Below are 24,215 nucleotides of genomic sequence, written 5' to 3' on the forward strand. Positions count from 1 at the left end.
CATGACCCGACAGAAGATCCTCACCGTCCTGCGTGTCGGCATCGCCGTCATCACCCTCGCCGCCGTCGTCTACGCCGTCGTGCGCAACTGGGCCGACATGTCGGTCCACCTCGACAAGATCTCGTGGTCGACCTTCGCCTGGTCGACCCTCGCGGCCGGTGCCGGCACGTGGCTGACGATGATCGGCTGGAAGACGCTGCTGCGAGACCTCGGCTCCGACCTGCACCTCGCGCCCGCGTCCGGCGTCTACTTCGTCGGCCAGCTCGGCAAGTACCTGCCGGGATCACTCTGGTCGGTGCTCGTGCAGGCCGACATGGCGAGCTCGCTCAAGGTGCCGCGCCGGCGCACCGCCGTCACCGGGCTGCTCGCCCTGGGACTCGCGCTCGCCACGGGCTTCCTCGTCGGGCTGCCGGCGGCCTCGTACCTGCTGACGCGCACGTCGACGGGCTTCGACTGGTGGCTGCTGCTCGGCATCCCGATCCTCGTGGTGCTCTGCGTACCGCGGCTGCTCAACGCCCTCATCGCCAGGATGCTGAGGACACTGCGACGAGAGCCGCTCGAGCACGACCTGTCCGCAGGCGCCGTGCTGCGCGCCGTCGTGATCTTCGTCCTGGTCTGGGTCGCCTTCGGCGTCCACACTCTGCTGCTCGCGCGGGCCGTCGCCGGCGACGGCGCACACCCCGATCTCACGACGGCGGCGATGACCGGCTACGCCCTGTCGGTCTCGCTCGGCATGCTCACGGTCGTGCTGCCCGCGGGGCTGGGTGCCCGCGAGGGCCTGCTGACGCTGATCCTCTCGACCGCGATCCCGACGCCCGCCGCGGCTGCCGTCGCGATCATGTCGCGCTTCATCGTCACCGTGGTCGACGTGCTCGCCGCCCTCGGCGGCTGGCTGTACGCCCGGTCGCACCACCTGCTCCGGGCGCGCCAGTCAGAGACCGAGCAGGTCGACGACCTGTCGGTGTGAGAGCAGGCCTCAGACGCGCTCGAGGACGAAGACGGGGATGAGCCGGTCGGTCTTCGTCTGGTACTCGGCGTACGGCGGGTAGGCCGCGACGCACCGCTCCCACCACTGCTCGCGCTCCTCGCCGGACAGCTCGCGGGCCCGCGCCGCCCACGTCTCGGTGCCGGCCTGCAGGTCGATGTCGGGGTGGGCCTGCAGGTTGCGGTACCACTTCGGGTGCTCCGGCGCACCGCCCTTGCTCGCGACCGCGGCGAAGTCTCCGTCGTGCTCGACCCGCATGAGCGGCACCTTGCGCACCTTCCCGCTCTTCTTGCCGCGCATGGTCAGCAGCACGACGGGGAGGTTCATGATGTGCACGGAGTCGGTGGTGCCGGTGCGCTCGATCTCCTCGACCTGCTTGCGCACCCAGTCGCTCGGGCTCGGGACGTAGTCGCCGGTGATGGTCATGTGGGCGACAACCACGTGCTGGTCGTGGGTGTTCCCGGACCGGTGGTACGCCGCAGGCCCCCGGTCGGGGACCGGGGGCCTGCGCTGCGACGACGGACGGGACCCGTCAGGCAGCACCGGGCTCGGGGGCCGAGCTCCACGGGTGCGCCTTGACGAAGTCCTCGACGACGGCCGTGTTGAGGCCGCCGCACAGCTGGCGGTGACCCTTCTGGTTCGCGACCTTGCCGCTCGCCTGGTCGTAGTCGGCCGACCAGTGCGACAGGGCGTACTTCTTGCCCGCGGGGAACGCGCCGTAGGCGGGGTCCCAGGGGCTGATGATGAACTTGTTCGCCGACTCCTTGATCGCGTTGATCCGGGTGGCGAGGGCCTCGAAGCTGGCTGCCTGCTCCTTCTCGACCGAGCGGTCGTACCAGAGAATCGTGTAGCCGTGCTCGAGGTTGTGCACGAGCGTCTCGATCCTGGGGGCGTCGGCCACCGTGTAGACGCGGCGCTTGTCGACGGCCGGGACGGCGAAGTGCTGGCCGCTCGACGGCGGCACGGTGGAGTACTGGATCTTCGTCACATCGGCCTTGTTGGTGCCCGGCCCGACGTGGTCGCTGGAGCCGCTCGCCGCGTCGTCGGTCACCGGGTCGCAGGACGCCGCGGCGACGTCGCCGCTGATGCTCTGGAGGGCCTCGGCCTTCTTGTTCTGCTCGCCGACGATCGCCCACGCGACCGCGCCTCCGATGATGGCGATGACGGCGATGCAGGCGCCGATCACGATGAACAGCCGGCGCCGCTCGGACTTCTTCTGGGCTGCCTGCATCTGGGCGACGCGCTCGCGGCGGTCACGGCTCGTCTCGCGGGCCATCGTTCCTCTTCCTGTGGGCTCTCGGTCTGCTGGTCTCGGCCAGCCGGCGCGGGGCTGAGGTCGGGCGGTGCAGGAGTGAGTTGCGGGTGCCGACGGGCCGTCTGTGGCGCCGGTGTCGTCGCGTTCAACGACCGAGCCGAGTGTAAGCGAGGATGTTGTGGTGCCCGCACCCGTGACCGACCCCGTCACCCGAGTCTGGCGCAGCGAGCGTGAGATCGCCCTGCGCGGCCAGCTCGGTGCGTTCCGTCGCGGGGGCGGCGACCCGACGTCGCGCTTCGGCCGCGAGGGCTCCGCGACCCGGGCCGTCCAGACGCCGCAGGGCGTGGGCACCATCCACCTCGTGTGCCACCCCGGCGACTCCGAGGTCCACGCCCGGGCCTGGGGTCCGGGCGGCCCCTGGCTGCTCGAGTCGGTGCCGGCCCTCCTCGGCGAGGAGGACGACCCGTCGGGGTTCGTCCCGCACCACGACCTCGTCGCGCAGGCGTGGCGCCGGTTCCCGCACTGGCGCGTGCCGCGTTCGGGTCTGGTCTTCGACGCGCTGGCTCCCGCCGTCATCGAGCAGAAGGTCACCGGGCAGGAGGCCTTCGCCGGCTACCGGGCCCTCGTGCTGCGCTTCGGCGAGGTGGCGCCGGGCCCGTTCCCGGGGCTGATGGCTCCGCCGACGCCGGCCGGATGGGCGGCGATCCCGTCGTGGGCGTGGCTGCAGGCGTCGGTCGACGGGGCACGCTCCCGCACCGTCGTCCGGGCCGCCGGGTATGCCGGCCGGCTCGAGGAGGGCGCGCGAACGTCCGTCGCCGAGGCGCACCGGCGCCTCCGGGCCCTGCCGGGCATCGGTGTCTGGACGTGCGCCGAGGTGTCGCAGCGCGCGCTCGGCGACCCCGACTCGGTCTCGTTCGGCGACTACCACGTGGCCAAGGACATCGGCTGGGCCCTCACCGGTTCGCCGGTCGACGACGACGGTCTGGCCGAGCTGCTCGAGCCGTACCGCGGGCACCGCTACCGGGTGCAGCAGCTGCTCGGGATGGCCGGTCACCACCGGCCACGGCGCGGACCGCGCATGGCCCCGCGCACCCACCTGCCGACGCGCACCCGCTGAGCGAGGCGGCATACGCCCCGGGCGTGCGAAGACCCGGCACCCCCTGAGGTGCCGGGCCTCCGCAGTCAGGCGAACCGGGAGCGGTGGCTCACCTGCGGTAGGAGACGACGACGCTCGGGCGCGGGAAGCCGTCGGTGTGCGGCCAAGTGCTCGACGGGGTCTCGAACGTGGCGCCGTCGGTCTCGCCGGGGTGCTGGACCGCGGTGAAAACGGACAGCTGGTCCTCGGTGACGAGCGGGCCGCACGTCTCGGCGCCGAACGGCACCGTGAGGAACTGCTCGACCTTGCCGCGGTGCGGGCCGGTGACGGGCACGCGGAAGAGGCCGTCGTTGGAGCCGAGCACGTTGCCGTCCGTCGAGATCCAGAGGTTGCCGACGCCGTCGAACGCGACGTTGTCCGGGCAGCTGATCGGGCTGACCTTCGCCTTGTCGTAGCCCGCGAAGTAGGTTTCGGGGGCCTCGGGGTCGCCGCAGACGAGGAAGAGGTCCCAGGTGAACGTCGTTGCGGTGTGGTCGTCCCGGCGCTCGGTGAGCTCGAGCACGTAGCCGTTGCGGTTGCCCGACTTGCTCGTGAGCGGCGCGCCGAGGGCAGACCGGACCATGCTCGAGGCGAGCGGGTTCGTCTCGTCCGTCGGGTACTTGACGCCGCGGTCGGAGTTGTTCGTCAGGGCGGCGTAGATCTTGCCGTTGACCGGGTTGGGCTCGACGTCCTCGGGGCGGTCCATCTTCGTCGGGCCGACGGTGTCGGCGGCGAGGCGCGTGTTGACGAGCACCTCGGCGACGCTCATGCCGGGGACGAACGACGTCGTGTCGGACGTGAGGGCCACCCAGGTGCCGGCGCCGTCGAACTCACCGTCGGCGGTGCCGTCGCCGGTGAACTTCGCGACGTAGAGCGTGCCCTTGGTCAGCAGCGTCTTGTTGTGCGTGCGGGCGGATCGCGACTCACCCTTGCGGAAGCGGTCGGCCGAGACGAACTTGTAGAGGTAGTCGCCGCGCTCGTCGTCACCCATGTACGCGACCGCGCGACCGTCCTTGGAGATCGTGACGTTGGCGCCCTCGTGCTTGAAACGGCCGAGCATCGTCTGCTTGACCGGTGTCGAGTGGGGCTCGTAGGGGTCGATCTCGACGACCCAGCCGAAGCGGTACGCCTCGTGCGGGTGCTTGGCGAGGTCGAAGCGCTCGTCGACGGTCGACCAACCGCGGTTCGTGGCGGCCGCGGTCGCGAGGCCGTAGCGCTTGAAGGAGGTCGCGTTCGCGGCGTCGACGGGGCCGGAGGCGTCGAAGTAGCCGTTGAAGTTCTCCTCGCCCGACAGGACCGTGCCCCAGGGGGTGGTGCCGCCGGCGCAGTTGCCGAATGTGCCGTTGACGCGGGTGCCGGAAGGGTCGGCGGCCGTGCGGAGCAGCTCGTGGCCGGCGGCCGGGCCGTGGAAGGCGAACTCGGTGTGCACGGTGATGCGACGGTTGTGCCTGGCGCGGCGGTGGTCCGCACGGATCCACGAGCCCTTGGCGCGGCCGCGCTCGATGGTGACGACGGCCATGCCGTGCGCGGCCATCGCGATCTTCTTGACCGTCGCGTCGTCGTACTCGCCGGTGGGGAACATCAGGTTCTCGTCGGTGTACTCGTGGTTCGTCACGAGCAGGGCGCTGCGGCCGCTGAGCGGGAGCACACCGACGTAGTCGTTGTTGTAGCCGAACTGCGCGGCCTGCGCCTCCGGGGTCTGGGCGTGCACGTCGAAGCGCGGTGCGCCCGCCTCGACCGGGTCGCCCCAGCGGATCACGACGTTGTGCGTGAACTCGGGCGCGTTGGTGATCGCGTCGGCGCGGTTCGGCGCGACCGGGGTGAAGGCGGCGCGGCCGACGTCGCGCGAGCGAGCCGCCGAGCCGCCGGCGGAAGCTCCGGCGCCCGGGCCTGTGGTGTCGGGCGCCGCCGCGGCCGGGGCCGCGGCGGCGCCACCCGCGAGACCGCCGACGACGAGGGCGCCGGCGCCGATGCCGCCCCGGAGGACCGACCGGCGCGCGAGGGCGCCCTGGACGAGGTCGCGCATGGCGGGGTTGTCGGACTCGTTGGGCACCGGCGCGTCGCACGCGTCGTTGCAGCGGTAGTGACAGGTCATGCGGCTGCGCGAGCCGTGGCGTGGCGTCGCGACCAGGGGCAGAAGCCTGGGGGTCATGTGAGTGCTCCTTCAGCAGGTGGATCGAGGGACGCGGGTTCGGCACCGCGTCGACCGCTCGTGACGCTAGGCGGGCCCGGGGCGCCCGCTGGTGCTGCTCCGGTGGCCATCCGGTGAACTCCACGTGTCTGCTCTTCACGACGACGGCGGGCACCGGTCACTTCACGCCGAGGGTTCAGTTCGCCCGCGCCTGCGCAGCCCGTGCGCAGGGGATGGCCGGCGCACCGAACTTCACGTGCGTCCCGGCCTCGCTCGTCGGCATACCCGACGGGGCCGTCCTCAGCCGTGGTGTTGCGAGTGGCATTGCGCTGCAAGCGGATCCAGGACGACGTCATGCAGCTCGCCGCGACGATGGTCGGCCACGGCGGCTTCGGCACGACGATGTCGGCGATCGCCGCGGGGGTGCCCCCAGGTCGTCAGGGGATGTGGCGCTCGGCGTCGACCCGGTTGCGCATCTCCACCAGCGCCAGGGCGTGGTCGCGCAGGGCGACGTCCTCGTCGCTGACGGGAGTCCAGGGCTTCGCCGGCACAGCGTTGCCCGCACCGTCGAGGGGCACGAAGACGATGAGCGAGTGCGTGGTCAGCGCCAGCTCGCCCGTGGCCGGGTCGCCCGACCGCACGTGCACGCTGATGTGCATGCTCGAGGTGCCGGTCAGCAGCAGCCGGGCCTCGACCTCGACGACGTGGCCGATGCGGAGCGGGCGGTAGAAGCGCACCCCGCCGGCGTAGACCGCGACGTTGGCCGCCGAGCCGGTCCACTGCGTGGCGAGCACGTGGGCGGCCTCGTCGATCCAGCGCATGACGATGCCGCCGTGCACCTTGCCACCCCAGTTGACGTCGGTGGGGGCAGCGAGGAACCGCAGCACGGCACGTGGCGCGGTGCCGACGTCGCTGTAGGTCTGGGCGGCCATGGCGGCCGCGATCTCGTTGCGCAGACCGATGCGCGTGACCGCGCTCTCCTGCCACTCGCGGTCGTGGTCGTCCTCGGCCACGAGCTGCGGCACCGGCGTGGGCTTGCCGTGCTCATCCACTGCGACGAAGACCATGATGCAGTCGGTCGTCGGCTGCAGGTCGACGTCCTTCGGGTTGCCGGCTGCGACCGTCACGAGGATGTGCATGCTCGTGGTGCCGGTGTGGACCACCCGCGCCGTGGCCTCGACGAGGTCGCCGACGTCCACCGGTCGAGCGAAGCGCACGTTGCCGACGTATGCCGTGACGCTGTAGGTGCCGCTCCACCCCGCGGCCGCCGCGTAGCCGGCCTTGTCGATCCACTCGAGCACGCGACCGCCGCCCACGGTGCCCGAGTAGCCGGCGTCAGTGGGGGCGGCGAGGAAGCGCAGGGTGATCTCTCGGGCACGGCGCGCCATGGTGGTCCTCCTCGAGCCGGGTGTTGGGCACACACTGGCAGAGCGCGACGACCGCCGGTGAGCCATTCCGCGCTCCGAGCCGGTGGTGGCGGGGCCGGCCTGGCGTCGCTAGGTGGGTGTCGTCGATGCGAGGGCGGCTGCCGGGATGTCGGAGCCGCCTGCGCTGACCGTGCTGACCGTGCTGGCCGTGCTGGGCGTACCGAGCGCGCCGACCAGGCCGACCTGCACGGGCTCGGCGACCCCGTCGAGCACGAGGTAGCCGCGACCCGGTCGGCGCCCGACGGGCACGTCGAGGCGAGCACCGACGACGTCGCCGTCGGTGGGGGACGCCGGCTGGAGCAGCACGGCGCACCCCGTCCGCGAGATCTCGGGGACGAGGCCCCGGAAGGCCGCGTTGGCCCGGGCCAGGTCTGCGCTGACGGCGATGAACCCGTCGGTGTTCTCGACGAGGCGAGCGGCCTCGAGGAGCGCGGGCTCGACGGGGCTGCCATCGACCGACTCGGCGTCGTCGACCAGGATGCAGAGGTCGGGGTCGAGCCTGCGGGCCGCCACCAGCTCGGCGGCGTCATGGTGCGACAGGGCGGGCAGCCCGTGGGTCAGGGCCCAGATCGACACCGGGGACCGGCGCGGGCAGACGGTCAGCACCGACCGCCCGCGGGCGCGCAGCGCCTCGCCGATGGTGACCAGCGCAGACGATCGCCCGGAGCGGCTCGGTCCGGCGACGAGCAGACGGTCGACCGAGCTGAGCGGGACAGACAGCGGCCCCGACTCGTCGCCGCCGACACCGATGACGAGGTCGTCCCTGCCACCGAGCGAGGGGGCCGCCTCGACGCGGTCGGGCAGCGCCCTGATGCGCCAGGGGCGAGCCGATGCGGAGCCGCCCCGTTCCATCCCGTCGGCGGCCCGCACGACGGCGTCCGTCGTCTCACGCGGCGACGGGTCCGGGCCCGGGTGGGCCAGCTGCACCTCGTGACCGGTGAGCACGTCGACCGCTCGGCCTGTGGGGCGAGCGGCTGCCGCCTGCGCCGGGGACACGCCGGCCAGCGTGAGGTCGAGCGGGTCGGGCAGGTGCAGGACGAGCCGTCGGGCGAGCAGACCCGGGAGGCGACCCGAGACCACGGCCCGTCCGCCGGCCGCGACGAACTGCACCCCGGCAGACGCGCCGTCGCGCAGCAGCCGGTGGAGGGCGTCGACGGTGGCGCCGTGGTCGACCACCGAGAGGGCTTCCTCGAGCGATTCCCAACCGTCGACCAGCACGACCGTGTGTCGAGGCCTCGCCTCGTGACCGTCGACGAGGCGGCCCAGGCGGTCGATGAGCCGACGGCATACCGCCGGGTCGGTCGCGTCGGTGACCGTGCCGACGTGTGGCAGATGGTGCAGGGCCGAGCACGGGCCGGCCACGCCCTGGAGCACGTGGACATGGACGTCTGCCGGCGAGACCCGCTGCGCGAGGCCGAGTGCCAAGGAGACGAGCGTCGTCGACCTCCCGCTGCGGGGGCCGCCCGCGAGGCCCAGGTGCTGCCCGTCACCGAGCCGCCAGACGTACTGCTCGCGGCGTTGGTCGGCGGGCAGGTCGACGAGCCCGATCGGCACGCCGGTCGAGCCGGGGAGGTCGCCACCGACCGCGTCGTCGACGAGCTCGGCGGCGGGCAGCGTCAGCGGGAGCGGCGGCAGCCACGGCGCAGGTACCGGCGTGATGTCGAGTGTGCGCGCCGTCGCGATCACGGCGTCGACGACCGCCTCGAGCTCGGTCGCGGTGGTGCTGCCCGCTGTCCGGTCGCCGGGAGGGGGAAAGCACGCCTCGGCGAGCAGGTCGCGACGGACCGCACGCGTGCGCTCGGGTGACGAGCTCAGGTGACGGAGCGGCCGGCCGAGATGAGCAGCCTGCACCGTCGTCAGGGCATGGTCGCCGGCCCTGACGCAGGCCCGCCCGGGGGCCCGAGGGTCGAGGCCCGCAGCGTCGGGGCTGTCGATGACGTCGGTGCTGTCGCTGCGGTCGCGCACCCGCAAGGCGACGCGCAACGAGATGTTGGCCCGCATGTCGGCGGACACGATGCCGGCCGGTCGCTGGGTCGCGAGGACCAGGTGCAGCCCCAGCGATCGCCCCAGTGCCGCGACCCGCACGAGGCCGCTGACGAAGTCGGGGAACTCGTCGGCGAGTGCCTTGAACTCGTCGACGACGATGACCAGGCGCCCCAGCGAAGGCAGCTGCCGGCGTACGGAAGCGGCACGGCGATAGCCGTCGAGGTCCTTGGCCCCGGCCTCGGCGAGCAGGCGCTCGCGGCGCTTCATCTCGGCATCGAGGGAGGTGAGGGCCCGAGCGGTGAGGACGGCGTCGAGATCCGTCACCAGACCGACCGTGTGCGGGAGGCGGGCGCAGTCGCTGAACGCGGACCCGCCCTTGTAGTCGACGAGCACGAAGGCGAGGTCGTCGGGCCGGTTCGACACGGCCAGACCGGTGACAAGCGCCTGGAGCAGCTCGGACTTGCCCGATCCCGTGGTGCCCCCGACGAGCACGTGTGGTCCGTCGGTCGCGAGGTCGATGCGGAACGGTCCTTGCGGGGCGCTGCCCACCAGGGCCTCGGGGCGCCCTCGGTCACCAGCCCACGAGGCGGCGAGACCCGTGCTGCTCAGGGTGTCCACACCTGCCTCACGGTGGAGCTCGACGAAGGACACCTCGCGCGGCAACGCGGCCACCCCCGCATCCGGCGTCGCATCCACGAGTGGCGCCATCGCGCCGCACACCGTCTCGAGCCAGCCGAGGGACGGCAGGTCGGGCACGACCCCATCGACACCCCCGCAGTCGTCGCGGACGGTGGCACGAAGCCCTGTCCTGTCGACCTCGACCGTGACCCGCGACTCGGTCGGCAAGGAGGTCGGGTCGTCGTCCAGGCAGATGAAGCGAGCCCACAGCCGGGCCCCTCCGTGAGCAGGTCCGAGACGCCCGGTTCGGAACGCAGCGCGCTGGCGCCGTCGAGCACGACCACGATGTCCGTGGTGCGGTTGTCGGGCGACCGCTGCCCGTCGCGAGCCGTTCGACGGCTCTCGACGACGAGCCGAAGGGCCTCGACGTGCTGGGTCAGGCCGTGGGCGTCGCCGGTGATCCGCGGCGCCGCCTCGTCGGCGTCGGACACGTGCGGCAGCTGGGCGGCCCACTCCCAGTCGCGAGCCGCCTGAGGTGAAGCAGCCAGCACGTGCAGGGCGAGCTGTCGCGGCGTGTGCCAGGCGGCGAGCTGCACCGCAAGGCCCCCGACCAGGGCGAGGGCGTGCTCGCGGGGTCCGGCGATGCCCAGCACCCCCGACCGGCCGAGGTCGACGAGGACCGGCACGTCCTCCACCTCTGGAAGGACGTCCACGACCTCGCCCTCGAGCTCGACCCGTGCAGGCTGTCGTGCCGACCCGAGACGCACCACGAGGTGATCGGGATCGCCGGGCCGACGCTCCCAGAGCCGGGTGGCACGCCGGCGCACCGACGCCTCCACGTGACCGAGGTCGGGATGCTCCCGTCGCCGCCGCAGGACGTCCTCGCGCGCCGCCACCTCGACGGCGCGTCGTGCGTGCTCGAGCGCGGCGGCGTGCTCGCGGACCTGGCGGCGGTACGAGGTGCGCCCGGCCCGGCGGTCGCTCCACCACTGGCCGAGCAGCAGCACTGGCGACATGAGTGCGAAGAGGAGCAGCGCGGGAGAGGAGAGGGCCAGCGCCAGCACTGCTGACAGCGCCAAGGGCGCGAACGAGGCCAGGAGCGGCAGTCGGCCGTGGTCGGGCCGGGTGGGCGCCGTGGGGAACGCGACCCTGGCGGCAGGTCGCGTGTCGACGAACCGGGGCCGGCGATGGATCCGAACCTGGCCCCCGGACAGCTCGTGGTGGCCTGCGCGGACCTCGACCGGTCCCAGCGCAAGCGTGGTCGAGCCGAGGCGCAGGTGCTGGCCCGCGCCGAGAGTGGCGCCCTCCGGTGGGAGCAGGACCCCGTCGAGCCGGGAGGGGTTCGTCGTGCCGAGGTCGCGCACCACGATGCCCTCGGCGCGCACGTCGATGACGGCGTGGGCCCGCGAGATGCCGGGGTCGTCGAGGCGGACGTGCGCCGAGGCGGCTCGCCCCACCACGTGCTCCCCTCGGCCGAGACGGATGAGCCGACCGGCGCCGTTGCCGCCGACGACCCGGAGCTCGACCGCGCGGCTCTCCCGCCTCGGGTTCGGGCCCGTTCCGTTGTTCCTGCGGACGGTGATCAGCGCTCCGCGGACGAGCGGGAGGTCTCCGACCCGGTCGTGGTCGGAGACGGCGACCCCCTCGATGCTGAACGACCCCTGCTCGCACGCCGGCCCGAAGCCGGCGGCCGCGACGAGCGGACCGCGCACCTCGGCGAAAGGGGTGCCCTCGGCAGCCTCGATCGTGACGTGGCGTGGTGCCACGTCGAGCTGCTCGGGATCGATGACGGTGACCGTCAGGTGCACGTGTGCCTCCTCGTGTCGGCACCCATGACACCGCTACCGCGGCTGGTGCCCGGTCCGTCATGCACAGCTGTGGACGACGCCGGCCACGCACTCGGCGTGGGCGCTACGGTGTCCGGTCCGCCGAGCGCCAGGCCGCCGGGCCGGGCCGGCGCGCTGGCCTTGGCTGTGGATGACCGGAGCGGCTGCGCGCACGGGTCGCCTAGCTTGGACGCGCCAGATCCGGAGACTCCGGGCAGGATGGCCGCGAAGCAACTCACAGGGTTTCAGGGGAACGCATGTCGACACAGGAAGCGGTCCGCCACGTCGAGGGCGAGGTCCGCGAGCTCATCCGCCGCTCGGGGCTCGACCCCGCGAGCGACGCCAAGGCCGTACGCCGTCTCGTCCAGGACGCCGTCCAGGACTACGACGAGCGCTCGCTCCACGGCGGCCTGCCCTCCCTGGGTGACCAGCGCCTCGCGGTGCACTCCATCCTCGCGGTCGTCGCCGGCTACGGCCCGCTCCAGCAGTACTTCGACGACCCGACGGTCGAGGAGATCTGGATCAACGACCTCAGAACGACGTCGCCGCAGGTCAGACGGCTATGAGCTTGCTCCGGTCCGCGTTGAGTCCGCACGAGTCGCAAGCACGGACGCCGCCAAGCCCGATGCGGCAGCCCTGGTCCGGTCTTCTGCCGAGGGCCAGAGGTGTGCATAGGTGTTCAGCGTGACCGACGCGGACTTGTGTCCGAGCGCTCGCTGCACTGTCACCACGTCACAGCCGGCGGCGATCAGCCCGCTGGCGTAGAAGTGTCGGAGACCGTGGATGTGGACGCCTTCGACACCAGCGGTCTTCAACGTCCTGTGCCACCAGGCATTCACTGTGGTTGGCGGGATGGGGCGACCATCCGCTGTGGGGAACAGCCAGCCGTCGGGCAAGGTGCCGTGGCCCTGTACATGACCGGTAAGCATCTGGAGCAGCTCATCAGGAAGGAAGACGGTGCGCTCTGAGCCGTACTTCGGCGGCCGAATTTCGGCAGACCCGCCGCGTCGGCGCTGGACCTGGCGCTCAACTCGGAGCGTTCGCCCGAGGAAGTTCACATCAGACAGCTTCAGGCCCGAGGCTTCGCCAAGACGCAGGCCAGCGAAAGCGCAGAGGGCGATATACGCCCGCATCCGATCGTCGGTAGCGGCCAGCAGGGCGGCGATGGCTTCAGCGCTGGGGAGGCTCATTGAAGCCTCAGCTCGCCTACGGCGGGGCAACCTAAGACCAGGGGAGGGGTCCGATGATATGACTCGGTCGGAAACGGCCGCCTTCAGGGCAGCGCGAACGACGTTCACGCGGGTCGTGATCGTCGTTGCCGCGTAGCCCGTCGCAGACATGGCCTTCACCCACTCCTCCAGATGCGAGCGGCGCAGGTCGGCCATGCGCACAGTGCCGAAGGGCACCGAGCGGCGGACCAGGTCATTTTGCACTTCAGTCATGGGGGCCCAGACCTGTCGGCCTGCCCAGCGGGTGAAGTACGCGTCGAAGGTGACCCGACCCGCTTTGGGGTCTACATACTGGCCGGTGACGGTCGACGCGGTGATCTCATCAAGCCATCGCTGGCCGTCGATCTTGCGGGCGAAGTGCTTGGCGTGCTCGCGTCCATGTACGTCCCGATACCTAGCTCTCCATTGGCCATCAGGTCTCTTCGTGATGCTCGCCATCCGTGGCCCCCTCTCTTGCTCGTCGACGAACTTGCTTCATTCGGTTGCGCTCGTTTCGGCACTCCGGTCTCGTGCAGTACCGCCCCTCGTTCGGCTTGAGCCGGCGCCGCGGTGTGTAGGGCTGGCCACACACCGAGCACAGGTATGTTCGGTCTGGGTCCGTGGAGCCCACGTGGGCGAGAAGATCCGCCACGTATAGGGCACATGCAGTGTCGGCCACCAGCGCCAGTTCAGGACGCCGCTCTTCTGGCCAGCGCACCGTGGCGACAAGCCGGCTAGATGCCATGGCGCGGTCAACGGCATGGGTCAGGAGGCGCCGGGTTTCATTCCGGGTGAACTCGTTTGCCTGCTGCAAGCCGCGGACCCTACGGACATATTGAGGCTCGATGAAGTCACCGTTGAGGACCTCGTCGATCATCCAGGCCGGCGTTGGGTCCTGTCGCAGCGTGAGGTGGTCAGCGATCTGCTCCAGGCCGCGAAGGTGCTTGACGAAGTTCACCACGGCCGCAACCTTGAGGCCCAGATGGCCGTCCGGCGCCTCTCCGTAGATGCACGACGGACTGACCACCCTCGTTCGCGGAGCGCCGCCTGGCCGGGCGCGAGGAGGGTCGTGCCAGACCGGGAGGCCGTGTGGCCCACACAGGTCGGGCGTCCCAAACCTTCGGCAGTGCACGGCCGCGTGCGCGGCGGCCTGTTCCTCGTTGTCTAGCGACTCCAGCATGTCCAGGTCGGACCTGACCTCGTGCAGTGTCACGTCGAGAAGTTCGGGCTCGTTGTCGTCCTCGTAGTCCCTCATCACCCCCTCGGGTAACGCCAAGGTTGCCTGACCCGGGAGCACGACCCACCAGTCATCGCCGAAGCGTTGGGCGTCCGCCTTCGGGTAGCGCCAGAGTCCCACGCTGAACAAGTCCACATCCACCTCCATGCATCGAGTAACCACCAGATAACCGCGGATGTAACCGCCAACTAACCGGTGATCGCTCGACAACAGTGTCAGTCTCGCCCAAGGTTGGTCAAGAGGCTTCGACCGGAGCCGATGATCGAAAGGCGTTGAGACATGGATGAACTGATGACCCTGGGCCAAGTCGCCGAGTTGCTGAAAACTCCCGAAGCCACTCTCAGGTGGTGGCGTCACACCGGCCAGGGCCCCTCTAGCTTCCGGGCAGGTAGACGAGTCCTCTACCTGCGAAGCGTGGTCGAGAGATGGATCGAGCATCAGGCGGCTTGTGACCGCACCGCATCCACGCCGTCGAGCAAGTAAGTGTCATCCACATCCACAGCCGGGCCGACCTCTGCCAAGGCCGGCCCGGAATGAACAGGAAGGTAGAAACCATGTTCAGGTCTGACGATACAGCTGACATCCGTCACCACAAGAGTCGGCGTACCGAGCTTAGGGGCTACGCGGTACTCGTTCGCGGCACGCGCTCTCGTACAAGGGTTTTCACCACCCTGGCGGGCGCCGAGAACGTAGTCGCCCGAGCGCGAGCGCGCGGGGAGTGGGCGGAGATGACCTTGGTCCGGCTCGTGCCTGAGCCAGCGGGGAGACTGTCATGGGGCTCCTGACTGCCGCGCAAGCCCTGGCTGCGAACGGCTGGGAAGTCATGCCCCTGCAGGGCAAGGCTCCCCTGACTCGGCACGGGTGCCATGACGCGAGCAGCTGTCATCTCCAAATTGAGAAGTGGTGGCGCCGTTGGCCCTCCGCCAACATCGGAGGTGCAGTCCCGCGTTCGCTCATCGTGTTGGACATCGACCCCCGCAACGGGGGCGACCGCGGCTGGGACGAACTGGTAGAAGGCCGCCCGGTTCCGGCGACCTTGACGACCCTCTCGGGCCGTGGAGACGGTGGGCGGCATCTCTACTTCCACCGCCCCGCCGGCCAGCTCAGCCGGTATGGCCTCCCACCGGGCATTGACCTCAAGACGAACGGGCACTGCGTGCTCCCGCCGAGCGTGCACCCTGTCACCGGAAGGCCGTACGCGTGGCAGAACGGCCCCATAGCCACGCTTCCGAGCTGGCTACGCGAAGTTCTGCGGCCGCTAGTCCCCAGCAGGCCTGCGCCAAGAGTCATACCGTCGTCGGGCTCCGCGCGGCACCTGGTTGACTTCGTGGCCTCCCAGGCGCCCGGCAACCGCAACGCGGCCCTCTACTGGGCCAGCCGCAGGGCGCTGGACCTCGGGGTTCTCGAACAGACAGTCGAGGACTTCGTGAACGCCGCCGTGCGAGCAGGGGAGGCCGAGGTGGCCGCGAGACGGACCGTGGCCAGCGCGCAAAAGGCGAGGTCAGCATGAGTGCCGTCCCAGATCTCCGCGGGCTGCAGGAGCCCTCAGAGGATCCAGCCGAGATGCTCCTGTCGGTCGAAGAGTGCCTGCGCACGTACTGTGTCCTGCCATCCGAGCACGCTTACGTCGCGGTCGCCCTCTGGGTCGCTACGACGCACGTGCTGCCCGCCTTCGACTACGCGCCTCGACTCGTGGCCCGGTCCGCGGAGAAGCGGTCCGGCAAGTCTCGCCTTGTCGAGGTCGTCTACGGCCTTGTCCGCGAGCCCATACGCACGGTGAACGCGTCCGTCGCGTTCATCTTCCGGTCCTTGGGAAACGAGCACCCTCCAACCATCCTGCTAGACGAGGCGGACGTCTTGTTCGGCACCAGGATGAAGGCCGAGCAGAACGAGGACCTGCGGGGCCTGCTCAACGCCGGACACCAGCGCGGCCTCACGTACGGCCGCGTCGAAGGGCCTAGCCATACGCCGACCACATTTTCGACATTCGCGATGGCCCTCGTGGCGGGCATCGGGAACATGCCCGACACGATCGAGGACCGAGCGGTCGTTCTCGCCATGCGACGGCGCAAGGAGAGTGAGGTCGTCTCCACCTTCCGTCAGAAGCGCGACGGCCCGGCGCTCGCGATGCTGAAGGACAGGCTTCACGACTGGGGCGAAGTGGCTGTCGGTCTGCTCGAAGGTGCCGAGCCGACGATGCCGCCGGGGGTCGACGACCGGGCAGCGGACACCTGGGAGCCGCTGCTTGCGGTCGCGGACTGCGTGGGGGGCGACTGGCCCGTGCGGGCCCGCGCCGCAGCCACGTACTTCGTCCTGGCGACCGCAGAAGACGAACAGGCCCAGTCGCTCGGGGTGCAGCTGCTTGGTGACATCCGTGGCGCCTTCGACAAGCTTGGCCACCCGTTCATCGGCTCTCAGGATCTGGTGACTGCCTTGGAGGAGGACGCTGCTGCCCCATGGTTCGACATGAAGTTCAACCCGTCAAAGCTGGGGAAGCATCTCGCGCGCTACGGCATCCGCACGGGGCACACTCCCGACAAGCGCAAGCGGGTCTACCACCGGGAGGACTTCGAGGACGCTTGGGAGCGGTACCTACCGAGCCCACGAACTAGTGAGGATGAGCACCAGAGCCCACCCGACCCCTGACCCTGCATCGCCGCAAACAAGCGCGACCCGGACACCGTGCAAGGTGTCCGGGTCGCGCGGGGGTGTCCGGGCATTTGGGCAGGTCAGCGACGCGCACACGGCATGGGACGGGTCCGGACGCCTTTGCCGAGCCCCTTGAGGGCGTAGCACATCGCGGCGCGCTGGCTGCGGCAGTCAAGGATGCGACTCGACGTTTCGTCGTAGGCGTCCCAAGCCGTCCCGCACTGTCCGCATGGCGCTGACCTGCGCTGACGTGCGGACACGACGGGCCCGGCCGGACGCCTTCATGGTGTCCGCCTCTTGAGCGACTCGACTGCTTCGACCGGGCGGGATGGTGAAGAGTGGAGGACATGGCTGTGGTGTCGTTGCATGCGCCCGTCGCGTTAGTGCGGGCCGTCGATGACCTCACGCCCTCCGGAGTCAAGAAGATGGTGTGGGAGCCGAAGTGGGACGGGTACCGCGCGCTCGTCGGTAGCGGACGGATCTTATCGCGCAACGGCACCGACCTCACGCCACTGTTCCCGGACCTGGCGCCGGTGCTGACGTCGCGGCTGCCGGACGACCTCGTGCTGGACGGTGAGGTCATCGCGTGGGACCCAGCTGCCGGCCGGCTCGACTTCGAGGGGCTGCAGGCCCGGATGACGGCCGGTCGGCCGATCCGCGCCCTCGCCTCCCGACGGCCAGCGCAGCTCGTGGTCTTCGACGTGCTTGCCGCCGGCTCCGAGGACCTGCGAGGTCGGCCCTTGCGGGAGCGCCGAGCGGTGCTCGAGCAAGCGTTGGCCGGCATCGCCTCTCCCATCGTGCTGTGCCAGCAGACCGACGACCTGGCCCTCGCCAAGGAGTGGTTCCACACGCTCACGGCTGGCGGCATCGAAGGACTGGTCATCAAGGACGCTGGCGATACCTACCCACCGAACCCGGTCAACGTGTGGTGGAAGGTCAAGGCCAAGCAGACGCTGGACATGATCGCGATCGGGTTCACCGGTGACGGGACAGCGCCCACGGCGCTGGTGCTGGCCTTCCCCGGCAAGGTCGACGACGACGGCCAACCGGTCACGGCCGGTTCGACGACCTCGCTCTCGAAGGCCGTCGGCAGATCACTCTCGCCCTTGCTGCACCCGACCGGCGAAACCTTCGAGCGCACCTTCGCCTGGGGGTCAGCCGCCCCCACCCAGGTGACGGTCGTGGCGCCGTTCGTCGTCGAGGTCGAGGCTGACGCCTCAGCGGCCGCCGGGGGTGCTGCGCCATGCCGCGCGACTGCACCGCGCCAGACCAGGTCACGTCCCGCACGATGTCGGGCTCCTCGGCTATCTCTACCTGCTCGACGTTCTCATGAACCCCGAGCGAACTCGCAGGCTGCTCTTTCGTCAGGGGAATTGAGGATCGGGTCCACGTCCCGCCTCTGGAGCGACACAGAACGTGTCGCCGAGGCAGACTGGGCCGCATGGCGGACAACAGGGTTTGGGTCTTCAACAGGGCGACGCGAGACGTTTGGAGTCTCTGTCGCGATCTGACCAATGCGGAGACTCGTCCCCTCCCGGTCCTTGACCACGTGCTTGACGCACCTCGGGTGCAGCAAGAGCCCGAGTTGTTCATGGTGACCTTGAACGAGGAGCAGTGGGAGGCGGCACTCGACATGAGTCAGGTCGCGAGGCAGGTCATCGGGCAGGGCCCGCTGCCAGCCGAGGACCAAGCGGCCTGGACCGCTGCCCTCGACCACGACGCTGACGCCCTCCGGTCAGCCAAGCCCGACGGCACGGGGGCCGCGATCTCCGACCTGATGCACGTGACCAAGGACGGCCCGATTCTCACATGGACATCCTCCGCCCCCCCAAGCGGCGCTGGTTCGGCCGACGACGCGACAGTTGAGGTCCTCAGTAGTCGCCGTCGACGTCTGCCCTCGCCCTCGTAGTAGCCCTTCCCCCACAGTCGGGGCAGGTGCCCTCCTCGAACACGGTCTCGTCGTCGTCGACCGGGACGCGCACCGTGCCGGTGCCCTCGCAGTCGTCGCACTCGAACCGGTATTCGTCGGGATCGTCGCCCGCCCGTTGTTGACCCGCCTACCTATGCGCCTTGTAGACGAAAACCCGCGCCGTTCGAAACGCGAAGTCCGCGGCCTATTGGCATCATGAGGGCGTGGACCCAGTCATGACTTTCCTCGGTCTTGTCCGCACAGGGACGACCGTTGCCCGGGCCTGCGGGTTGATCACGACAGAGGCTGATCGCCTGCTGGCTCAGACTCACGGGGAGATCCGTGCGATCCTCGAGAACGATTTCAAGTCAGCTCGGAGTGCTCTGGAGGTCGCTCGGGCCAGCACTTCCGATAGCGCCCGCGAGCGTGCCCTCAAAGAGGCCGCTGCTGAGTTCAGGCGCGCCGAGTCTCAGGATCGGCTCTACCACCATCACCGTGGCTTCGCCGCTGCAGTGAACGCTGCGTTGGCTGCGCGTGAGGGTGACTCGGGTGCCGCGCTTCACTGGACCCGCCGCGCCGTTGACCACTACGACGCTGCCCTTCGTGGCATCTACCGTCGCGCGGAGGATGCGGCACGAGCGACGGGACGCGTCCCGGGCTCGACCGTTTCCAAGCAATCGGGGTGGACGCCATCCCCAGGTGTGGTGATAGCGGCGGGCACCGCAACTGGTGCGGGTGCCACTGCAATCGGGACCGTGGTTGCGGTCACCGTCGGTGCGGGGGCCCTGGCCCTCGTCACCGCAGCACTAGTCTCACCCCTTGCGCCACTGCTGGCCAAGCAGGGCAAGGGTCTGTGGCTGGCTCGCCAGGCTGGAGAACTGGGCAAGAAGGTGCCGGGCGCAGGACTTATCGACGCTTTGAACGACCAAGCGCTGGGTGTTCATGCGCTTGCTTCTGAATTGGGCGTCTCGACCGAAGGAAAGGCGGTCCGCCTTGAGATCTCAAGAGTGGGGCGGACTCCGCTGGTCGATCGAGCCGAACTGATTGTGGTTTCAGAGCCGTAGCGAGTCGTAGAGAAGCCTCAACCTGTTCGGGGCTGAGACGGCGGGCCCGGCAGCGGTAGGCGCCGCGGGCTTTCACCGCCTCGAACGGTAACGCTGAGCAGGTAACGGGCTCAGGGTCGTGGCGGAACAACGACTTTGCGTGGCGCGTCGTTGGGCTCCTGACGCGGTTGTGCGAGGCCGAGCAGTCGTGTTTCGCCTCGGATGACGTCGAGCACGGTACGAGCGGCACCGAGATCTCCCGTCGTCGCGGCATCCCAGTACGCGGCCAGCAGGGCTTCGAGCCGAGTGAACTCCTGCTGGCGCAGGCCGTCCACCGCCTCGGCGGTGCGGGACTGCAGGGCCGATTGGACCAGTCGCCAGACCGGGGCACGGCCGGCGTATCCGAGCTCGTCGGCGATGGCCTGGTAGGTCCAACCCTGGGTCCGCAGCTCGACGGCGCGGGCACGCCGGGCGGCCGCCAGCGCTCGGTTCCTATGCCTGCCCCTGACCGGCGGGAGAGCAGCTGTTGGGCTCATGGAGCCCATTCTTACCCACGGTAGGGACGGTCGCATGGGCGCGGGCCTCGTTGACCTCACGCGTTGTGCGACCGTGTCGACCGGCAGGTGTTCTGGGGTCGACCAGTCGCTGCTAGTCCGGACAACCCGGGGCCACGCGAGTTGACGCGTTACATGAACTTCCAGGGTGGCAGCTTGTGGTGGGTACCCAGGATCGGGTTCAGCACCGCGAGCAGTTTCGAGGTATCTTCCCGGGCCACCATATACGCGGCGACAGCGCCGATGGCATCGTCGGGTAGGAGGACTGCGGCCTTCGCATAGAACTGGCCGAGAACCTGCACTCGAGCCAGATAGCGGGCGGGGTCGCTGACCGGCGGGATGCCAGCGTCCTGCAGTTTGTCCATGTCTTCGGCAAGGAAGGTCATCGTCGCGGTCGTGGTGGTGCTGGGATCAACCATGCGTGCATCGGCGGTGGCGATGTCCTCCACGATGTACCGCACGACCAGTCGGGCGTACTCAAGGTCGAACGAACTGGCTTCTGGCGGATCCGGATCGCGCGCTGGCATGGTTGCCGGTGTCGGCATGGGCCCCTGGGTTGGCGTGGCAGGCGGGGCGGGGGCCTCGGCGATGCTTGGTCGCACCGCCGTTTGGGCCGACGGGATTACGACCCGCCCGGTTGCGGCGGCGGTCGGGCCCTGCTCCGTCGTCGGTGTAGGGCCGAGCCCTCCGTTAGGACGCGTTGTGGCGACCGTCTCGGGCGCTGATCCGTCGGCAAGGTAGGCGCCGACGGCAACGCCGGCTCCGCTCGTCATGAGCAACGCGGCACAGGCCGCTCCGACCTTGGTGAGTGCTGCTGACCGGTTCCTCGGTTGCCCAGCCGTAGGTGCGGGATCCGTCGGCTCAACGACCGGCGGCGATGGCACCACGTTTGCCTCCGGCCGATCCGCGCTGCGGTACTGCTCCGTCCAGCCCTCGCCGTCGTGGTAGCGGAGCCGGCCCTGCCCCGCCTGGTAGTACCAACCCGATCTGATGGTGTCCTCCCTTTCACGCGTCCTGGCCCGTCGCGAAACCCCGTTTGTCGCGCATCGAGGCCGCCATGATTCGCGTCGCGCGCACCGGCGCGCGGCGCTTTTCGGCGATTCACAGGTCGAGTCGATGGCGTGCTCGGTCAACACCCGTCCGGCAAGCGGCCAGCTCAGGAGGGAGGGCCCGTTCCCATGTCCCTACAACCGCGACGCCTTCCCGAGAGCGCCGAGCGGTGGACTGCGTTGCCCCCAGGGCTGCTCCACGAAGAAGCAGGCCGCGTTGCTGCTGGGGACGCTCCCGCTCGGGCGCACCGCCCGCTCGACCGGAGCGCGCGCGCATCATCGTCGGCGAGGTGCGGCAGGAGGAGAGTCTCGACCTGCTCATCACCCTCAATAGCGGCGTGTCGAACTGTGTTAGGTACCGTCCATGGCTGCGAACGCACGGCGCGGCACGCACGGGCCCGCAGGGGCGCCACGAGAGGGTGAGCTCATGCAGACACTTTCGGTGTGGCTCCAGGTGGCGGGCATCACCTTCGAGCTGGCCGGTATCGGCATCACTGTCCGCGAGGTCCGAGGTCGCAGCCGCAACCTAGCCGCCTTCGATGAGGCACAGAAATCCAAGGCATCCTTCGCTAACGCCGGCGTCGGCGTGGGGATAGAGGTCGGAGACCTCGTCGTCCCCCGCGACCACGAGCCGACGCTGGAGGAGCGCGTCGCGCTCCTGGAGTACGCAGTGCAGAGCTACCCCAAGCGGTGGCAGCGTGAAGTCAAAATGGCCGCGTACAACGCCGGGGCGGACGCGAAGCGGCACGCCGAGGACCTCCACCAGCTCAGCGGTATCGAGCTGGACAAAGTGAAGGCGTCTCTCCGGGAGGCTCTGACCGGCGGCGGCCTCGCCCTCGTGGGCGTCGCGTTCCTGGTCTTGGGCCTACTCATGCAGGGGGCGGGAAGTCTTCTCGGGACCGTTTCGGGCTCGTCGTAGAACGACGAAACGCCCCGCCTTCCGGTGCGGAGGACTTCAAGTGGCCCTTGCAAATTCCATTGGGAAGCTGACTCCGTCCATCTCCGCCGACCGCGATGCTCGCCGCGAGCCTCCACACGCCGCCAGCGCAGTGACAGTCGTGACAAATGCAACTACAACGTCGTCTTGCCCGCGAGCTAATCCCATCGAGCGGGCTTACTCGCGTCCGGTGAGGTCGCGCGCCCGCGGCAGCATGGACAACGCCTCAGGCAAGGGGATCGCCGCCTGAGCCAGCTGCGCGAGACGGCTGAGCGACCCCTCCCACACGTAGATGCTGACGCCGCGCGTGTAGCGCAGGAGCAAATTTGGTGACTGGCTTCCGTGGAAGTCGCAGGAGTAGACGCGCCGCCACGCCGGGTCGCGCTTTACGAGGTCGTTTGGGTCCAAGCCAGTCCGGTGCAGATGAAGGCAAGTCCGAGGGTCGGAGAAGCCCGCGTCACACCACGGCTCGAGGTCAGGGAACCGAATCCCGCCGGGGAGACTGAAGCGCGCAAGAGAGATCGCCGCCCAGTGACGCATTTCCGGGTTCTCGACGCCGTCGATGGACCGCGCGGCGAGCTGACCTCGACCGATCGCGGTGACGTCGTCGGGCCTGAACGAGTACGCGGACTCCCGGTTGCTGCGTCCGTAGATGTCATTCGTCAGCCAGGCGGGGAACTTCGTCATTCCGTGCCGGTCGAAACCGTTGACGCCCCAGATTCCCTCCAGCACGTTGCGCCACGGCTTGACCGGGTGGGGGTGGAAGCCCACGACCGGGGGAAATGGTCCTTCCCACGTGTCCAGACACCACATGCCGACGGTGGGCTTTCCGTCGTCGATGATCTCCAGGATCGGGTGCTCCTGCAGCATGTCGGTCGCATGCTGCTCCAGCGCGGCCTCGTCGATCGTCTTCCACCGCTGCAGCGCCATGCGCAGAGCGGCATGGTCGGCAGGGTCGAAGTACCGGAACGCCTCGTCGCGCTTCATGCGCGTGGCGGTCTTGATGTCGTACCCCAGCTCGAAGCGTGGCCCCGGCTTGTACGGCACGGCCGACTTGATAAAGCCGCCGATGACATCGTCGCCGTACCTTGAGGTTTCGTACGACATCGGCGGCCAGAGGCTGGCGCCACGATTCGCGTCCTCAGGCAGGGCGATGCTGACGACGGAGACCGACGCATCAAGGTGGTCTTCAGAGTCGGTGATGACGCAGTGCACTACCAGCTCCGAGCCCGCCACCAGGACCGGGGCAAAGACGTCCCGGGTGCGCTCGTCGATCGGTATCGCGATCGAGGCCGCTCGCCCGTCGAGGGTGAGCCGCAGGCTGTCGACCGGTTCTCCCTCCACGACTCCGTGCACTCGCAGGACACCCGGCGGGAGCGGCCCGAATGGGTAGCCGCCCGGGTTCGAGGCGCGCTCGGCCCATTCGATGGTCGGGGCTCGGCCTTGCGGGCGGGGCCAGTTCAACGCGGGATGGGAACGGCGCGGCATCTCGGCAGCGTAGGAGCCGGTGGTGCGGTTGTCTGAGAAACGCCCCGCAGCCAGTGGAGTGGAGGTGCCGACGAGGATGGTCAGCCGTTCACGGCCGGGTCGACGAACTCAATGTCCATGGCTGTCGGCCGGTCCCTGTCGCGGTTACTGTCCCCCCGGACGAGACCTCGATCAGACGTTCGGCCGGGGCGCAGCCGGGGCCTACCCGCGTCACGGTCTTCGCTCTTTCGTCGTCGAGGTGGAAGCCGACGCCTCAGCCGCCGCGGGTGTGCTCCGTCACGCTGTGCGGCTCACCGCGCCAGACCAGACCTCGACCCCGCGAACCCGGCTGAAGCGCGTGACCTCGATGCGACCGGAGGGCGAAAGCCGGGCGTTGGCTTCGCACCGTGTCAAGAGGTGATCTAGGCATTCCTGCCCATCCACGGGCAAGGAGGCTCCTAGCCATCCAGGCCACTTGGATCGGCATCCGCGCAGGTCAGCATGTTAAGAATTTCGCAACACGCGCGCCGCAACTGCGGCTTGTCACGATAGTGCTGTTCACTATCCGATCCTGAATGGAACCGGGCTTCTGCTGTGCATCCGACCTCCGACCAGACAGGAAGCAGCATGTACAACATCCACCAGCCCGGAGTTGAGTCCCTGATAGTGGTGTAGCGCGGTCGTCGAATTCGTCCCGAGCGTGGACGTAGGTGCGGCCACCGCGTGATCCTTCGAGTTCACCTTCCACAGATCTCTCGAACGGAATCATCACGATGACCGCACCACACATTGTCGACCC

General features: G+C 69.6%; 20 protein-coding genes. 9 read left to right on the forward strand and 11 right to left on the reverse strand.

Features of this window, described 5'->3' with window-relative positions:
- The first annotated feature begins 1 nt into the window (after window position 1).
- Window positions 2-967: a lysylphosphatidylglycerol synthase domain-containing protein gene (locus tag AB4091_RS20875; RefSeq protein ID WP_442294639.1), complete on the forward strand. Its 966-nt coding sequence runs from the start codon at window positions 2-4 to the stop codon at window positions 965-967.
- A gap of 9 nt (window positions 968-976) precedes the next feature.
- Here AB4091_RS20875 and AB4091_RS20880 read toward each other — a convergent pair whose 3' ends face one another.
- On the reverse strand, window positions 977-1,411 hold the full coding sequence (locus AB4091_RS20880) for a nitroreductase family deazaflavin-dependent oxidoreductase (protein WP_442294673.1): 435 nt from the start codon (window positions 1,409-1,411) through the stop codon (window positions 977-979).
- Window positions 1,412-1,517: 106 nt separating this feature from the next.
- Complete coding sequence (locus AB4091_RS20885; protein ID WP_442294641.1) at window positions 1,518-2,261, reverse strand: DUF3105 domain-containing protein; 744 nt, start codon at window positions 2,259-2,261, stop codon at window positions 1,518-1,520.
- 160 nt (window positions 2,262-2,421) lie between these two features.
- Between AB4091_RS20885 and AB4091_RS20890 the strand changes: the two genes are divergently transcribed.
- Window positions 2,422-3,357, forward strand: coding sequence for a DNA-3-methyladenine glycosylase family protein (locus tag AB4091_RS20890; RefSeq protein WP_442294643.1), 936 nt, complete (start codon window positions 2,422-2,424; stop codon window positions 3,355-3,357).
- An 88-nt stretch (window positions 3,358-3,445) separates the two neighbouring features.
- Here AB4091_RS20890 and AB4091_RS20895 read toward each other — a convergent pair whose 3' ends face one another.
- From AB4091_RS20895 to AB4091_RS20910, 4 genes are all read right to left on the reverse strand, one after another.
- Complete coding sequence (locus AB4091_RS20895; RefSeq protein ID WP_442294645.1) at window positions 3,446-5,527, reverse strand: PhoX family protein; 2,082 nt, start codon at window positions 5,525-5,527, stop codon at window positions 3,446-3,448.
- Between the two features lie 416 nt (window positions 5,528-5,943).
- Window positions 5,944-6,894 (reverse strand): acyl-CoA thioesterase, encoded by a 951-nt coding sequence (locus tag AB4091_RS20900; protein ID WP_442294647.1) that lies wholly within the window; start codon window positions 6,892-6,894, stop codon window positions 5,944-5,946.
- Window positions 6,895-7,002: 108 nt separating this feature from the next.
- Window positions 7,003-9,627: an FtsK/SpoIIIE domain-containing protein gene (locus AB4091_RS20905; protein ID WP_442294675.1), complete on the reverse strand. Its 2,625-nt coding sequence runs from the start codon at window positions 9,625-9,627 to the stop codon at window positions 7,003-7,005.
- Window positions 9,525-11,345 (reverse strand): FHA domain-containing protein, encoded by a 1,821-nt coding sequence (locus AB4091_RS20910; RefSeq protein ID WP_442294649.1) that lies wholly within the window; start codon window positions 11,343-11,345, stop codon window positions 9,525-9,527. The genes AB4091_RS20905 and AB4091_RS20910 overlap by 103 nt, the downstream gene beginning before the upstream one ends.
- Before the next feature lie 275 nt (window positions 11,346-11,620).
- Here AB4091_RS20910 and AB4091_RS20915 point away from each other — a divergent pair, with 275 nt between their 5' ends.
- Window positions 11,621-11,929 (forward strand): hypothetical protein, encoded by a 309-nt coding sequence (locus AB4091_RS20915; RefSeq protein WP_442294651.1) that lies wholly within the window; start codon window positions 11,621-11,623, stop codon window positions 11,927-11,929.
- On the opposite strand, the gene AB4091_RS20920 is transcribed toward AB4091_RS20915, so the two are convergent.
- Window positions 11,924-13,030 carry a tyrosine-type recombinase/integrase gene (locus tag AB4091_RS20920; RefSeq protein WP_442294653.1) on the reverse strand — a complete coding sequence of 369 codons (1,107 nt, stop codon included), beginning with the start codon at window positions 13,028-13,030 and terminating at the stop codon, window positions 11,924-11,926. The genes AB4091_RS20915 and AB4091_RS20920 overlap by 6 nt on opposite strands.
- Complete coding sequence (locus AB4091_RS20925) at window positions 13,005-14,018, reverse strand: hypothetical protein (protein WP_442294655.1); 1,014 nt, start codon at window positions 14,016-14,018, stop codon at window positions 13,005-13,007. The genes AB4091_RS20920 and AB4091_RS20925 overlap by 26 nt, the downstream gene beginning before the upstream one ends.
- Before the next feature lie 81 nt (window positions 14,019-14,099).
- Between AB4091_RS20925 and AB4091_RS20930 the strand changes: the two genes are divergently transcribed.
- The 5 genes from AB4091_RS20930 (at window position 14,100) to AB4091_RS20950 (ending at window position 19,430) form a co-directional block, all read left to right on the forward strand.
- On the forward strand, window positions 14,100-14,291 hold the full coding sequence (locus tag AB4091_RS20930; RefSeq protein WP_442294677.1) for a helix-turn-helix transcriptional regulator: 192 nt from the start codon (window positions 14,100-14,102) through the stop codon (window positions 14,289-14,291).
- A gap of 289 nt (window positions 14,292-14,580) precedes the next feature.
- The gene (locus tag AB4091_RS20935) at window positions 14,581-15,318 is read left to right on the forward strand and encodes a bifunctional DNA primase/polymerase (RefSeq protein ID WP_442294657.1); all 738 of its coding nucleotides are present in this window, start codon (window positions 14,581-14,583) and stop codon (window positions 15,316-15,318) included.
- On the forward strand, window positions 15,315-16,454 hold the full coding sequence (locus tag AB4091_RS20940; RefSeq protein ID WP_442294659.1) for a DUF3631 domain-containing protein: 1,140 nt from the start codon (window positions 15,315-15,317) through the stop codon (window positions 16,452-16,454). The genes AB4091_RS20935 and AB4091_RS20940 overlap by 4 nt, the downstream gene beginning before the upstream one ends.
- Window positions 16,455-16,804: 350 nt before the next feature.
- Complete coding sequence (locus tag AB4091_RS20945; RefSeq protein ID WP_442294661.1) at window positions 16,805-17,968, forward strand: ATP-dependent DNA ligase; 1,164 nt, start codon at window positions 16,805-16,807, stop codon at window positions 17,966-17,968.
- Window positions 17,969-18,590: 622 nt separating this feature from the next.
- Complete coding sequence (locus AB4091_RS20950) at window positions 18,591-19,430, forward strand: hypothetical protein (RefSeq protein ID WP_442294663.1); 840 nt, start codon at window positions 18,591-18,593, stop codon at window positions 19,428-19,430.
- 110 nt (window positions 19,431-19,540) lie between these two features.
- Here the strand turns inward: AB4091_RS20950 and AB4091_RS20955 are convergent, their stop codons facing one another.
- Together AB4091_RS20955 and AB4091_RS20960 are read right to left on the reverse strand one after the other, a co-directional pair.
- Window positions 19,541-19,945, reverse strand: coding sequence for a hypothetical protein (locus AB4091_RS20955; protein WP_442294665.1), 405 nt, complete (start codon window positions 19,943-19,945; stop codon window positions 19,541-19,543).
- Window positions 19,946-20,094: 149 nt separating this feature from the next.
- Window positions 20,095-20,508, reverse strand: coding sequence for a hypothetical protein (locus AB4091_RS20960; protein WP_442294667.1), 414 nt, complete (start codon window positions 20,506-20,508; stop codon window positions 20,095-20,097).
- Window positions 20,509-21,439: 931 nt separating this feature from the next.
- Here AB4091_RS20960 and AB4091_RS20965 point away from each other — a divergent pair.
- On the forward strand, window positions 21,440-21,931 hold the full coding sequence (locus tag AB4091_RS20965) for a hypothetical protein (protein WP_442294669.1): 492 nt from the start codon (window positions 21,440-21,442) through the stop codon (window positions 21,929-21,931).
- Window positions 21,932-22,126: 195 nt separating this feature from the next.
- Here the strand turns inward: AB4091_RS20965 and AB4091_RS20970 are convergent, their stop codons facing one another.
- Window positions 22,127-23,437: a hypothetical protein gene (locus AB4091_RS20970; protein ID WP_442294671.1), complete on the reverse strand. Its 1,311-nt coding sequence runs from the start codon at window positions 23,435-23,437 to the stop codon at window positions 22,127-22,129.
- Window positions 23,438-24,215: the final 778 nt, after the last annotated feature.

Origin of the sequence: Terrabacter sp. 2RAF25 (assembly GCF_052115265.1) — a bacterium.
Classification (GTDB): domain Bacteria; phylum Actinomycetota; class Actinomycetes; order Actinomycetales; family Dermatophilaceae; genus Terrabacter.

Bases quoted from the DNA above. Each gene is read 5' to 3' on its own strand.
- AB4091_RS20875 (WP_442294639.1), top strand. From the start codon at position 2: ATGACCCGACAGAAGATCCTCACCGTCCTGCGTGTCGGCATCGCCGTC.
- AB4091_RS20880 (WP_442294673.1), bottom strand. From the start codon at position 1,411: ATGACCATCACCGGCGACTACGTCCCGAGCCCGAGCGACTGGGTGCGC.
- AB4091_RS20885 (WP_442294641.1), bottom strand. From the start codon at position 2,261: ATGGCCCGCGAGACGAGCCGTGACCGCCGCGAGCGCGTCGCCCAGATG.
- AB4091_RS20895 (WP_442294645.1), bottom strand. From the start codon at position 5,527: ATGACCCCCAGGCTTCTGCCCCTGGTCGCGACGCCACGCCACGGCTCG.
- AB4091_RS20900 (WP_442294647.1), bottom strand. From the start codon at position 6,894: ATGGCGCGCCGTGCCCGAGAGATCACCCTGCGCTTCCTCGCCGCCCCC.
- AB4091_RS20905 (WP_442294675.1), bottom strand. From the start codon at position 9,627: ATGGCGCCACTCGTGGATGCGACGCCGGATGCGGGGGTGGCCGCGTTG.
- AB4091_RS20915 (WP_442294651.1), top strand. From the start codon at position 11,621: ATGTCGACACAGGAAGCGGTCCGCCACGTCGAGGGCGAGGTCCGCGAG.
- AB4091_RS20920 (WP_442294653.1), bottom strand. From the start codon at position 13,030: ATGGCGAGCATCACGAAGAGACCTGATGGCCAATGGAGAGCTAGGTAT.
- AB4091_RS20930 (WP_442294677.1), top strand. From the start codon at position 14,100: ATGACCCTGGGCCAAGTCGCCGAGTTGCTGAAAACTCCCGAAGCCACT.
- AB4091_RS20935 (WP_442294657.1), top strand. From the start codon at position 14,581: ATGGGGCTCCTGACTGCCGCGCAAGCCCTGGCTGCGAACGGCTGGGAA.
- AB4091_RS20940 (WP_442294659.1), top strand. From the start codon at position 15,315: ATGAGTGCCGTCCCAGATCTCCGCGGGCTGCAGGAGCCCTCAGAGGAT.
- AB4091_RS20945 (WP_442294661.1), top strand. From the start codon at position 16,805: ATGGCTGTGGTGTCGTTGCATGCGCCCGTCGCGTTAGTGCGGGCCGTC.
- AB4091_RS20955 (WP_442294665.1), bottom strand. From the start codon at position 19,945: ATGAGCCCAACAGCTGCTCTCCCGCCGGTCAGGGGCAGGCATAGGAAC.
- AB4091_RS20960 (WP_442294667.1), bottom strand. From the start codon at position 20,508: ATGCCGACACCGGCAACCATGCCAGCGCGCGATCCGGATCCGCCAGAA.
- AB4091_RS20965 (WP_442294669.1), top strand. From the start codon at position 21,440: ATGCAGACACTTTCGGTGTGGCTCCAGGTGGCGGGCATCACCTTCGAG.
- AB4091_RS20970 (WP_442294671.1), bottom strand. From the start codon at position 23,437: ATGCCGCGCCGTTCCCATCCCGCGTTGAACTGGCCCCGCCCGCAAGGC.